The organism is Mesorhizobium sp. M0698 (genome assembly GCF_040320455.1).
In the GTDB taxonomy this organism is placed as follows: Bacteria; Pseudomonadota; Alphaproteobacteria; order Rhizobiales; family Rhizobiaceae; genus Mesorhizobium.
The window spans coordinates 206,235-218,267 of record NZ_JAMYPQ010000001.1 but is presented as its reverse complement, the minus strand read 5'-3'; the positions used below and the strand labels follow the sequence as shown (position 1 = coordinate 218,267).

Genomic DNA, 12,033 nt, shown 5'->3' with positions numbered 1-12,033 from the left:
TACCATCAGATAGACGCCCGGAGTTGCCCCGATGTCGCCCAAACCGACTTGCCATCTTATCCGCCCTGAAAGCTCTTATGAAGGCAAGCAGGGCCTGAGTTATTTCGCCGGTATCGCCGCCGAAACAGTCGGCTCGTCCGGCATCTGCATGCATCTGCTGACCATGCCGCCGGGTGCCCGCGCCAAGGCGCATATGCACGAAAACCATGAAACCGCGATCTACGTGCTCTCCGGCGAAGTCCATACCTGGTATGGCGACCGGCTCGAACAGCATATCGTGGTCAAGGCCGGCGATCTTTTCTATATTCCCCCCGGCATGCCGCATCTGCCGGCCAATCTGAGCGACGGCCCCGCCTCGGCGGTCATTGCCCGCACCGATCCCAACGAACAGGAAAGCGTCGTCCTGCTGCCGGAACTGGATGGGTTGGTCGCCTGACGCCGGCATCGAGGCGGCGGTCGTCATCGGCACCGTCACGAACATGATTTCAGCGGCCCTATCTCCTCAAGGCCGGGAATGGTCACGAAGAAACCGTCCCCTGCTCTGTTGATGACCTTGACGACATCCGTGGTCGTGCCCTCCTCGCCCTCGGCGAAACAGGTGGAGCTCAATAACAGGGTGCCAGGCGCCGTCGTCAGTCGCTGTGCGAACTGGCAGCCGCTGCCATAGGTTTCGACGCCGTCGGCGGTCAGCACGACATAATCGTCGCTGTCCTGATAACCGAGCCGTACACCAGCGCAACCGACCTCATTGCCAACGGAGCCGGCAAGGACGTCAGCCGCCGCCGGCCCGGCGGCAAGGATCACCGCGGCCATTGAGATAATCGCTCCGTGGCTCGCCAAGCTCAAACGCCCGTCGCCGGGATGCCCGTCCGTTCCACCTTGCGCGGCGCGGAAATTTCTTTCCACGTCGACAGCGCCCGGTTGACCGCCGCGTTCGGCTCGCGAGCGACGAACTCGCCATGGCCGGGCTTCGCCTTGACCTCGTTTTCCTCGATCGATAGTTCGCCGCGCGAGAAGACGAAGCGCGGCAGGCCGGTTACCTCAAAACCTTCGAAGACATTGTAGTCGATCACCGACTGCTGCTTCTTGGCCGTGATCTTCTTCTTGCGCTTCGGGTCCCAGACGACGATGTCGGCATCCGCGCCTTCGACGATGGCGCCCTTCTTCGGATACATGTTGAGTATCTTGGCGATGTTGGTCGAGGTCACCGCGACGAACTCATTCATCGTCAGGCGCCCTGTGTTGACGCCGGTCGTCCACAGCACCGGCAAACGATCCTCGAGCCCGCCCGTGCCGTTCGGGATCTTGGTGAAGTCGCCGACGCCGTTGCGCTTTTGTTTGGTGGTGAAGGCACAATGGTCGGTCGCCACCACCTGCAGCGACCCGGCCTGCAGGCCGGCCCACAGTGAATCCTGGTGCAATTTGTTGCGGAAGGGCGGGCTCATGACGCGCCGCGCCGCATGGTCCCAGTCCTTGTTGAAATATTCGCTCTCGTCGAGCGTCAGGTGCTGGATCAGCGGCTCGCCGAACACCCGCATGCCTTTCTGCCGCGCCCGGCGGATGGCCTCGTGCGCCTGCTCGCAGGAGACATGCACGACATAGAGCGGCACGCAGGCCATGTCGGCGATCATGATGGCGCGGTTGGTCGCCTCGCCTTCCACTTCCGGCGGACGCGAATAGGCGTGCCCTTCGGGGCCACTATTGCCCGCCGCCAGCAGCTTCTGCGACAGCGCCGCCACGACGTCGCCATTCTCGGCATGGACCAGCGGCAGCGCGCCAAGATCGGCACAGCGCTGGAACGACGAATAGAGCTCGTCGTCATCGACCATCAGCGCGCCCTTGTAGGCCATGAAATGCTTGAACGAGGTAATGCCCCTGTCGACGACGGTGGCCATCTCGTCGAACACCTGCTTGCCCCACCAGGTGATCGCCATGTGGAAGGAATAGTCGCAGGACGCCTTCGAAGTCTTGTTGTCCCACATCTGCAGGGCCTCGAGCAGCGATTGCTGCGGCGCCGGCAGGCAGAAATCGACGACCATCGTCGTGCCGCCGGCAAGGGCCGCGCGGGTGCCGGATTCAAAGTCGTCGGCCGAATAGGTGCCCATGAACGGCATTTCGAGATGGGTATGCGGGTCGATGCCGCCCGGCATCACGTAGCAGCCGCTGGCGTCGAACTCATGGTCGCCATGCAGATCCGGCCCGATGCCGATGATCTTGCCGTGCTTGAACAGCACATCGGCCTTCCACGTCCGGTCGGCGGTGACGACGGTTCCGTTCTTGATGACTTTGGACATTTTCTTGTTCCCTTATTCTCTTCGCGCTTCTTGTGAGCGGCGTTGCGAGGCTATCCCATCATTCGACAATGACCGCCGTGTCCACCACCGCATGGAACAGCACGTCGGCGCCGGCCGCTGCCCATTCCTTGGTGATTTCCTCGGCCTCGTTGTGGCTGAGCCCGTCGACGCACGGGCACATCACCATTGCGGTGGGTGCGACGCGGTTGATCCAGCAGGCGTCATGGCCGGCGCCGGAGACGATGTTGCGATGCGTATATCCCAGGCGCTCCGCCGCATCCCGCACAGCCTTGACGCAGCCCGCGTCGAAAGTGACCGGATCGAAATGGCCGACCTGATCGATTTGATATTTGATGTCGAGCGCGTCGCAGATTGTGTCGATGCCGTCGCGGATGCGGCCGTCCATGGCGTCCAGCACCTCCTTTTCCGGCGAGCGGATGTCGATGGTGAAGACGGTGCGGCCGGCGATGATGTTGCGCGAGTTCGGATAGACCTCCATATGGCCGACCGCGCCGACGGCGTCGGGCTGATAGTCCATGGCGATCTCGTGCACCAGTTCGATCACCCGCGCCATGCCGAGCCCGGCATTGCGCCGCTTCGGCATCGGCGTCGAGCCGGTGTGCGCCTCCTTGCCGGTCAACGTCACCTGCAGCCATTTCAGTCCCTGGCCATGGGTGACGACACCAATGTCGATGCCCTCGTCCTCGAGGATCGGGCCTTGCTCGATATGCAGCTCGAAAAAGGCGTGGATCTTGCGTTCGCCGACCTTTTCGGTGCCCTTCCAGCCGATCCGTTCGAGCTCCTCGCCGAATTTCTTGCCGTCCTTGTCGACATGCGAATAGACGTCGGCCTGGTCGAGCACGCCTGCGAATACCCCGGACGCCATCATCGCCGGCGCAAAGCGCGCGCCTTCCTCATTGGTCCAGTTGGTGACGACGATCGGATGCTTTGTCTTGATGCCGAGATCGTTGAGCGAGCGCACGACCTCCAGCCCGCCGAGCACGCCGAGCACACCATCATACTTGCCGCCGGTCGGCTGGGTGTCGAGATGGCTGCCGACATAGACCGGCGGCAGGCTGGGGTCGGTGCCTTCGCGACGGGCAAACATCGTACCCATCTCGTCGACGCCCATTTCGAGCCCCGCCTCATCGCACCAACGCTTGAACAGGTGCCGCCCTTCGCCGTCCTCGTCAGTCACGGTCTGGCGATTATTGCCGCCGGCAATGCCGGGGCCGATCTTCGCCATCTCTATTATCGAATCCCACAAACGGTCTGAATTGATTCGCAGATTCTCGCCGGGGGCGGCCATATTCTAAAACCTCATTGGTTGTGGCACGCCAGAGTCCCCCTCCCCCTCGAGGGGAGGGTGGCCGCGAAGCGGTCGGGTGGGGTCGGCTGACATGCGCGCGACCTTCTCCTTGACCACCTGCGCGACATGCCAGGCGTTGTTTATGACATCGGGCTCATCGACGCGAAAGATATCGAACCCGAGCGAACGCAGATAGGCATCACGGACGTCATCGTGCCGTTTGCCCCTCTCGTGCTCGTGCAAGTCGCCATCCACTTCCACCACCAGCTTCACGGCGAGACAAGCGAAGTCGACGATATACGGTCCGATCGGGCACTGGCGGCGGAACTTGATGCCGGCCGTTTTCAGCTCGCGCAGTTCATACCAAAGCAGCGATTCGCCTTTGGTCGCATGAACTCGAAGCGCGCGCGCCTTCTGGCGCATTTCGAAGCTCACGCGGGTCCGGGGCATCACAGGCACCTATGCGGCCGAAGGTCAGGCTGGCGCGTTGCCGCGCCGACCCCACCCGGCCGCTTCGCGGCCACCCTCCCCTCGAGGGGGAGGGAAAGCTGCGGCACATTCGTCAATCCACAGCCCTCAGCACTTCGCGCACATGGTCGATCAATTCGTTGATCTGACCCTTGGTGATGATCAGCGGCGGCGATAGCGCGATGATGTCGCCGGTGGTGCGGATCAATGCACCGCGCTCGAACGCCTTGACGAAAGCCGAGAAGGCCCGCTTCGTCGGCTGGCCGGCGATCGGCGCCAGCTCGATCGCGCCGATCAGGCCGATGTTGCGGATGTCGATGACGTTCGGCTCGCCCTTCAGCGAGTGCAGCGCGTCCTCCCAGTACGGCGCCAGTTCCTCGCCGCGCGTCAGCAGCCCCTCTTCCTTGTAGGTGTCGAGCGTGCCCAACGCCGCCGCGCAGGCGATCGGATTGCCCGAATAGGTGTAGCCGTGGAAGAACTCGATCATGTGCTCGGGCCCGGTCATGAAGGCGTCGTGGATTTCCTTCTTCACGAACACCGCGCCCATCGGGATGACGCCGTTGGAGACGCCTTTGGCGGTGGTCATGATATCCGGCGTGACACCGAAATAGTCGGCGGCGAACGGCGTGCCGAGACGGCCGAAACCGGTGATGACTTCGTCGAAGATCAGCAAGATGCCGTGCTTGGTGCAGATCTCGCACAGCCTCTCGAGATAGCCCTTCGGCGGCAGGATGACGCCGGTGGAACCGGCCACCGGCTCGACGATGACGGCGGCAATGGTCGAGGCGTCGTGCAGTGCGACGATGCGCTCCAGCTCGTTGGCCAGTTCCGCGCCATGCTCCGGCACGCCCTTGGTGAAAGAGTTCTTTTCCGGCAGATGCGTGTGCGGCATGTGATCGACGCCGCCGAGCAGCGTGCCGAACATCTTGCGGTTGGTGACGATGCCGCCGACCGAGATGCCGCCGAAATTGACGCCGTGATAGCCGCGCTCGCGGCCGATCAGACGGGTGCGCGAGCCCTCGCCTTTTACGCGGTGATAAGCGATTGCCATCTTCAGCGCCGTCTCGACCGATTCCGAGCCGGAATTGGTGAAGAACACATGGTCCATGCCCTTCGGCGCGATGTCGACCAGCCGGTTCGCCAGCTCGAACACGATCGGATGGCCCATCTGGAACGCGGGTGCGTAGTCGAGCTCTGCCGCCTGGCTCTGGATCGCCTCGGTGATCTTCGGGCGGCAGTGGCCGGCATTGACGCACCACAGGCCGGCGGTGCCGTCGAGCACCTTGCGCCCGTCGCTGGTCGTGTAGTGCATGTCCTTGGCCGACACCATCATGCGCGGCGCCTGCTTGAACTGCCGGTTTGCCGTGAACGGCATCCAGAATGCGCTGAGATCGTTCGGCGTGACTTTCAGCCGGTTGGACATGACCAAGACTTCCCCTTGTAACCTGTTTCGGTGCGGCTAACGCTTGGTCTTTCCAACGCTTGGTCTTCGCGACGTTTTCGTGCTACGCAAATTTTTGACCGGTTGGACAAACGTTAGCACCGCCTTATCAGCGGTCAAGGGATTACTAGCGGAAATGCGGCTTTCGAAGTGCGCTCCACAGGGCGAGGAAAAACTGGTCCAGAGAATTGGTCCAGACACTCCTCCCAGCGAAGGTTTTGCGGGGTGACGGGGGCGGTCGAAAGCTCCGCTCCTCGCCGCACCCGCATTCAGCTGGAAAAGCGCGAGCTCATCCTGGAGGCGGCGCTCGAAGTCTTCTCGACCAACGGTTTTCGCGGCTCGACCATCGACCAGATCGCCGAAGCCGCCGGCATGTCGAAGCCGAACCTGCTCTATTATTTCCGCCGTAAGGAGGACATCCACGAGACGCTGATGCAGCGGCTTCTCGACACCTGGCTGGCGCCGCTGCGCGAACTCGACGATATCGGCGATCCCTTGACCGAACTGCGCAGCTACATCAGGCGCAAGCTCGAAATGGCGCGCGATTTCCCGCGCGAGAGCCGGCTGTTCGCCAACGAGATCCTGCAGGGCGCGCCGCGCATCATGCCGATGCTGGAAGGCGAGTTGAAGACGCTGGTCGACGAGAAAGCCAACGTTATCAAGGGCTGGATGCGCGCCGGCAAGATCGCCCGCACCGACCCCTGGCACCTGATCTTTTCGATCTGGGCGACAACGCAGCATTATGCCGATTTCGACGTGCAGGTCCGCGCCGTGCTCGGCCCCGATCGCGGCGGCGACGGCCGCTTCGAGGACGCCGCAAGATTTCTCGAGCAACTGTTCATCGACGGGCTGAAGCCGAAGGGCTGAGGCAGCTCGGCTGTCGCAAACCTCCCCCATTGCTTCGTCATCCTGGGGCGCAGCAAGGAGCGGAGCGACGCAGCGCAGACCCCAGGATCCATGCCGTGACCTCAGAGCGTTGCTGCGGTGCAGGATTCTGCTCCGCTGCACTCTTCCGTTAAGGTTACGGCATGGATCCCAGGGTCTCCGCGACGCCGCTTCGCGGCTGCTACGCCCCAGGATGACGAAGCTGGGTTCACGCGCTGCGCCGCTCGGCCGGAAGCGTCTCCAGCAGCTGTTCGAGCTTGGCGATCGAGTTCTGCTCGGCGAGCGGCGTGTAGACGATCAGCTTCATGTCCGAGCCGTCGTCGATCGACAGGCTCATATGCTCGAACGCCATGGCACCCGCTATCGGGTGCCGGACATGCTTCACACCCGATAGGTTGCGGGCCACGTCGCGTAGCGGCCACCAGGCGCGAAACTCCGGGCTAGAGCGCGTCATCAGCGCGATCAGCCGCTCGAAATCCGGATCGCCGACATATCTGGCGCTTTCCGCCCGGAATGACGCCAGCACGGCACGCGCCAGTTCCTCCCAGTCAACGAGCAGGCGCCGATGCTGCGGGCTGGTGAAAACCATATGGACGATGTTGCGGGCATCGCCCTCCAGCAGGCCATAGTCGCCGAACACGGCTGACGCCGCCGGATTCCAGGCCAGCACGTCCCAGCGCCGCCCAACGACATAGGCCGGCTGCAGGACCAGGCTTTGCAGCATGTGCAGCAAGGGGCCGTCGACTTTTTCCGGGGCGTCGACGCGACGCTCCGGCTGCGGCCGGCCGGCAAGGATGAACAGATGCCGTTGCTCGGCCGTGTCCAGGCGCAACGCCTGACTGAGCGCCGTCAGCACCTCCACCGATGGCCTGACGTCGCGCCCCTGCTCCAGCCAGGTGTACCAGGTCGTGCCGACGCCGGCGATCATCGCCACCTCCTCGCGGCGCAGCCCGGGTGTGCGCCGGCGCAGGCCGGTCGAGATGCCGGTGGCCGATGGCGTCAGCCTTTCGCGCCGCGAACGCAGAAAGGCGCCAAGCTCGCGGCGACGGCTGCCTTCGGCGGAGTGTGTGGTGGAATCCATCGGCGCTATTATAGCAGTACCGATACCAGGATAAAGTTTGAACTGTTTGGCATGCGTCTGGTGCCCCATCTTTCTGCTCAGAGCGATGACATGGAGGCTCTGAACATGGAACTGAAAGACAAGACGATCCTGATTACCGGCTCGACCGACGGCGTCGGCAGAGTCGTGGCGCAACGGCTCGGCGCCGGCGGCGCCCGCATCCTGGTGCATGGCCGCGACGCGACAAGGGGCAAGGCGATCGTGGCCGAGATCGAAGCCGCCGGCGGCAAGGCCGAGCTGCTTGTCGCCGACCTCTCCTCCCTGGCCGAGGTCCGCCGCCTCGCCGAAGCCGTGCGCGCCAGGACTGACCGGCTCGATATCCTCATCAACAATGCCGGCGTCGGCACAGCCGGCCCCAACGCGAAACGGCAGGTCAGCGCCGACGGCTACGAGCTGCGCTTTGCCGTCAATTATCTCGCCGGCTTCCTGCTCACCACGGAGCTGCTGCCGCTGCTCAAGGCCAGCGCGCCGGCGCGCATCGTCAATGTCGCCTCGGCCGGGCAACGGGCGATCGACTTCAGGGATGTCATGCTGACCCGCTCCTATGACGGCGTTCGTGCCTACTGCCAGAGCAAGCTGGCGCAGATCATGTTCACCATCGATCTGGCGGAGCAGCTGAACGGCACCGGCGTCACGGTCAACAGCCTGCATCCGGCAAGCTACATGAACACCACGATGGTGCGGCAGGCGGGCGTCACACCCTGGAGTTCGGTCGAAACCGGCGCCGAAGCCATCATCAATCTCGCCACATCGCCCACGCTGGAAGGGCGAAGCGGCCTCTATTTCGACGGCCAAAGGGAATCCCGCGCCGATGCGCAAGCCTATGACGCGAAGGCGAGGCAGCAGTTGCGTGAATTGAGCCTCGGTCTTGTCAGGCTCGCACCCGCTTCCGCCACATCGAAGAAAGAAAATTCATGATCGAGAAAACGCAGCACGCCGTGATCGTCGGCGGCTCCTCCGGCATTGGCCTCGCCACCGCGAAAAAGCTGCTTGGCCCGGGGATGAAGGTGACGATCACCGGGCGCAGCAGGGAAAGGCTCGACAATGCATGGCAAAGCCTTGGCAGCGCGGTCGAAAAAGCTGCCTTCGACGCCGCGAAGCCGGACGAGGTTCGCCGGTTCTTCAGCGAACTCGGCCCTTTCGATCACCTGGTGCTGGCCGCCAGCGGCGGCAAGGGGCTCGGCCCGTTCGAAACGCTTGACCTGACCGACATCGGCGGCGGCGTCGACGAGAAGGTCCGGCCACAGCTCTCCTGCCTGCAGGCCGCCTTGCCGACGCTGAACAAGAGCGGCTCGGTGACTTTCATCTCGGCGGTGTCGGCGCAATTGTCAGCGCCGGGTATCGCCGGCATCGCCGCCGTCAACGGCATGCTGCTGACCGTGGTGCCGATCCTGGCGATGGAGCTGAAGCCGTTACGCGTCAATGTCGTGGCGCCGGGCGTCATCGACACGCCGTGGTGGGATTTCCTGCCCGATGAACAGCGCCATGCGGTGTTTGCCGAGTATGCCGGCAAGACGCCGGTCGGCCGCATCGGCCGCGCCGAGGACGTCGCTGAGGCGATTGCGTTCCTGGTTTCGAACAGCTTCGTCACCGGCCAGGTGCTGACCTGCGACGGCGGCTTGCGGTATGCGGCCTAAGGCGGCTGCCTCCACGAGGCGTGTCAAAGCGACTGCGCGATCAGCGCCAGAAATCCTCCGGTCAGCGCGACGTTGCCGACAAAGCCGTTGATGCGGGACGCGCGCTCGGGCCCCTGATGATCCCAGAAATTGTGGAACATCGGCGTAGCAAAAACCAGGAACAGGATCAGGCATGCCGCCGCCGGAGCGGTCCAGATGCCCGCGATCACCAACGCTCCGGCGATGATCTGCAGGACGATCCCCAGCCACAGCACCGGCCGCGCCTGCGGCACGCCGCGCGTCGTCATCAATTGGCTCACCAACGCCGCATTCTGGATGTTGCGCAGGCCGGCAAAGACAAAGGCGCCGCCAAGCAGCAGGCGGGCGGCGAATAGGATCTCACTATCAAAGTTTAAAAACATGCTGTCGGGTGTCCTTGGGCAGAAAAGAGGCGCGCGGCGCAAGGCCGCGCACCTGGTCCTCAGGCGGCCAAGACCGCTGGCATCGGATGGATTGCATGGAACGGAACGCAAAGCCGGTTCCAGGTGTTGATCATGCCGAGCGCCACCGAGAGCTTGACCAGCTCCTCTTCCGAGAAATATTCGAGCGTCCTTGCATAGAGTTCGTCCGACACACCGTTGTCGGCAATCCTGGTCAGCGCGTCGGTCCAGGCCAAGGCCGCGCGTTCGCGCTCTGAAAACAGCGGCGATTCCTTCCAGGCGGAGACGAGATAGAGCCGCTGCTCGCTTTCGCCGTCGCGGCGCGCTTCGCGGCTATGCATCTCGACGCAATACGAGCAGCCGTTGATCTGCGACGCCCTGAACTTGATCAGATGCAACAGGCTTTTTTCGAGCCCGCATTCGTCGACTGCCTTGTTGAGCGCCGACACCGCCTTCATGATCTCCGGCGCCGCGCCGAAAAATTGCAGCCTCTGTTTCATCGTCTTTAGCCTTTCATGCTTGCTTGGTTGAACTTGATTTCTGCGGCCGCCGATGGCGCTCGACGAAGGCGCAGTTCGCGGCGACCGAACGGGGATCGGCATCGGCCGTGTATTCTGCAACGATGTCGGACAGCCGGGCGTCGGCGAGCGCGGCGCGATAGGCACGCTCGGCCTTCAGCATGGCTACGTTGATGCCGCAGGGTTTGACATAGACCGAGGCATCGAGCTTCGCTGGGCCGCGCTGGCGGATTTCGGCGCAGCGGAACGCCGGTTCACGCCCCTCGACGGCCAGCACGATATCGAGCAGCGTAATGCGCTCGGCCGGCCGTGCTAGCCGATAGCCGCCGGACGGCCCCGGCACTGATTCCAGAATGCCGGACGCAGTCAGCGCGTTGAGATGCTTAAGCAGATAGCTCGGCGACAGCCCGAACGCCTCGGCCATGGCAGCACCTGGCAAGGTCGCGGCGCCATCAACGCCGGCGAGCATCGCGGCGCAGTGGATGGCCGCTTCGACGCCTTCGCCCAGCTTCATTGTTCTGATCTCCAATTCATGGAGATATACTATCCTGGATAATTTATGTCCGCAATAGCCATTTGAAAAAAGCGGCGCCCGCAGGTGCCGCTTTTCCACAACGGGCTGTGCGCTACTCCGCCGCCACCTTGGCCATCGGATTGTTCGGATGCGTCGTCCAGTTGGCATAGATCGGCGACACCGGCCTGCCGGTGCGCTGGTCCATCACGCCGACCGCCAACGCCTCCATGGTGATGCAGTTCTCGACCGGACAGACATTGACGCAGAGATTGCAGCCGACGCATTCGGCCTCGATCACCTCGAAATGCCTGACGCCGTCGACGATTGCGGTGATCGCCTGGTGCGAAGTGTCCTCGCAGGCGATGTGGCAGCGGCCGCATTTGATGCAGGCATCCTGGTCGATATGCGCCTTGGCGACGTAGTTGAGATTGAGATACTGCCAGTCGGTGACGTTGGGCGTGGCACGGCCGACGATGTCGTCGAGCGTGGCATGGCCCTTCTCGTCCATCCAGTTTTCCAGGCCGGCGATCATCTCCTGCACGATCTTGAAGCCGTAGGTCATCGCCGCCGTGCACACCTGCACATTGCCGGCGCCGAGCGCCATGAATTCGGCGGCGTCGCGCCAGGTGGTGATGCCGCCGATACCGGAGATCGGCAGGCCATGCGTTTCCGGATCGCGCGCGATCTCGGCCACCATGTTCATGGCGATCGGCTTCACCGCCGGACCGCAATAGCCGCCATGCGAACCCTTGCCGTCGATCGTCGGCTCCGGCGCGAAATTGTCGAGGTTGACGCCGGTGATCGAATTGATGGTGTTGATCAGCGACACCGCGTCGGTGCCGCCGGCAAGGGCAGCGCGTGCCGGCTTGCGTATGTCGGTGATGTTGGGCGTCAGCTTGGTGATGACCGGCATGCGCGTATTGGCCTTGCACCAACGCACCACCATTTCGATGTATTCCGGCACCTGGCCGACTGCCGCACCCATGCCGCGTTCCGACATGCCGTGCGGGCAGCCGAAATTGAGCTCGATGCCGTCGGCGCCGGTCTCCTCGACCACCGGCAGGATCGCCTTCCAGGCATGCTCCTCGCAAGGCACCATCAGCGAGACGACGATCGCCCGGTCGGGCCAGTCCATCTTGACCTGCTTGATCTCGCGCAGATTGACCTGCAGGTCGCGGTCGGTGATCAGCTCTATATTGTTCAGGCCAAGCAGGCGACGATCGGCGCCCCAGATGGCGCCGTAGCGCGGCCCGTTGACGTTGACCACCGGCGGCCCTTCTTCGCCGAGCGTCTTCCAGACAACGCCGCCCCAGCCAGCCTTGAAGGCGCGAATGACGTTATAGGCCTTGTCGGTCGGCGGCGCCGAGGCTAGCCAGAACGGGTTCGGCGATTTGATGCCGACGAAATTGTTGCGGATGTCTGCCATGC

At 63.4% G+C, this 12,033-nt stretch carries 14 protein-coding genes; 4 read left to right on the top strand and 10 right to left on the bottom strand.

Annotated elements, in window-relative coordinates; translation table 11 throughout:
* Positions 1-31 precede the first annotated feature (31 nt).
* The gene (locus tag NKI16_RS01145; RefSeq protein ID WP_352922216.1) at positions 32-436 is read left to right on the top strand and encodes a cupin domain-containing protein; all 405 of its coding nucleotides are present in this window, start codon (positions 32-34) and stop codon (positions 434-436) included.
* Positions 437-471: 35 nt separating this feature from the next.
* Here NKI16_RS01145 and NKI16_RS01140 read toward each other — a convergent pair whose 3' ends face one another.
* From NKI16_RS01140 to aptA, 5 genes are all read right to left on the bottom strand, one after another.
* On the bottom strand, positions 472-813 hold the full coding sequence (locus NKI16_RS01140) for a hypothetical protein (RefSeq protein WP_352784186.1): 342 nt from the start codon (positions 811-813) through the stop codon (positions 472-474).
* A gap of 29 nt (positions 814-842) precedes the next feature.
* The gene (gene hydA / locus NKI16_RS01135) at positions 843-2,294 is read right to left on the bottom strand and encodes a dihydropyrimidinase (RefSeq protein WP_352784185.1); all 1,452 of its coding nucleotides are present in this window, start codon (positions 2,292-2,294) and stop codon (positions 843-845) included.
* 58 nt (positions 2,295-2,352) lie between these two features.
* Positions 2,353-3,603, bottom strand: a complete 1,251-nt coding sequence (locus NKI16_RS01130) for a Zn-dependent hydrolase (RefSeq protein WP_352784183.1) — start codon at positions 3,601-3,603, stop codon at positions 2,353-2,355.
* Positions 3,604-3,606: 3 nt separating this feature from the next.
* Entirely contained in the window at positions 3,607-4,026 is a 420-nt protein-coding gene (locus NKI16_RS01125; protein ID WP_352784180.1) for an endonuclease domain-containing protein, read from the bottom strand.
* Between the two features lie 139 nt (positions 4,027-4,165).
* Positions 4,166-5,494 carry an omega-aminotransferase AptA gene (aptA, locus tag NKI16_RS01120; RefSeq protein WP_352922212.1) on the bottom strand — a complete coding sequence of 443 codons (1,329 nt, stop codon included), beginning with the start codon at positions 5,492-5,494 and terminating at the stop codon, positions 4,166-4,168.
* A 243-nt stretch (positions 5,495-5,737) separates the two neighbouring features.
* Here aptA and NKI16_RS01115 point away from each other — a divergent pair, with 243 nt between their 5' ends.
* Positions 5,738-6,379: a TetR family transcriptional regulator C-terminal domain-containing protein gene (locus NKI16_RS01115; RefSeq protein ID WP_254819042.1), complete on the top strand. Its 642-nt coding sequence runs from the start codon at positions 5,738-5,740 to the stop codon at positions 6,377-6,379.
* A gap of 226 nt (positions 6,380-6,605) precedes the next feature.
* Here NKI16_RS01115 and NKI16_RS01110 read toward each other — a convergent pair whose 3' ends face one another.
* Positions 6,606-7,478, bottom strand: a complete 873-nt coding sequence (locus tag NKI16_RS01110) for a helix-turn-helix transcriptional regulator (protein WP_352784176.1) — start codon at positions 7,476-7,478, stop codon at positions 6,606-6,608.
* A 105-nt stretch (positions 7,479-7,583) separates the two neighbouring features.
* On the opposite strand from NKI16_RS01110, the gene NKI16_RS01105 reads away from it, so the two are divergent.
* Together NKI16_RS01105 and NKI16_RS01100 are read left to right on the top strand one after the other, a co-directional pair.
* Positions 7,584-8,435: an SDR family NAD(P)-dependent oxidoreductase gene (locus NKI16_RS01105; RefSeq protein ID WP_352784175.1), complete on the top strand. Its 852-nt coding sequence runs from the start codon at positions 7,584-7,586 to the stop codon at positions 8,433-8,435.
* Positions 8,432-9,154: an SDR family oxidoreductase gene (locus NKI16_RS01100; RefSeq protein ID WP_352784173.1), complete on the top strand. Its 723-nt coding sequence runs from the start codon at positions 8,432-8,434 to the stop codon at positions 9,152-9,154. The genes NKI16_RS01105 and NKI16_RS01100 overlap by 4 nt, the downstream gene beginning before the upstream one ends.
* Before the next feature lie 23 nt (positions 9,155-9,177).
* On the opposite strand, the gene NKI16_RS01095 is transcribed toward NKI16_RS01100, so the two are convergent.
* From NKI16_RS01095 to preA, 4 genes are all read right to left on the bottom strand, one after another.
* On the bottom strand, positions 9,178-9,555 hold the full coding sequence (locus tag NKI16_RS01095) for a DoxX family protein (protein ID WP_352621219.1): 378 nt from the start codon (positions 9,553-9,555) through the stop codon (positions 9,178-9,180).
* Positions 9,556-9,614: 59 nt separating this feature from the next.
* Entirely contained in the window at positions 9,615-10,073 is a 459-nt protein-coding gene (locus tag NKI16_RS01090) for a carboxymuconolactone decarboxylase family protein (protein ID WP_352621221.1), read from the bottom strand.
* Positions 10,074-10,086: 13 nt separating this feature from the next.
* Positions 10,087-10,605, bottom strand: a complete 519-nt coding sequence (locus NKI16_RS01085; protein ID WP_352453193.1) for an RrF2 family transcriptional regulator — start codon at positions 10,603-10,605, stop codon at positions 10,087-10,089.
* A gap of 112 nt (positions 10,606-10,717) precedes the next feature.
* On the bottom strand, positions 10,718-12,031 hold the full coding sequence (gene preA, locus NKI16_RS01080; RefSeq protein WP_352578713.1) for an NAD-dependent dihydropyrimidine dehydrogenase subunit PreA: 1,314 nt from the start codon (positions 12,029-12,031) through the stop codon (positions 10,718-10,720).
* Positions 12,032-12,033 lie beyond the last annotated feature (2 nt).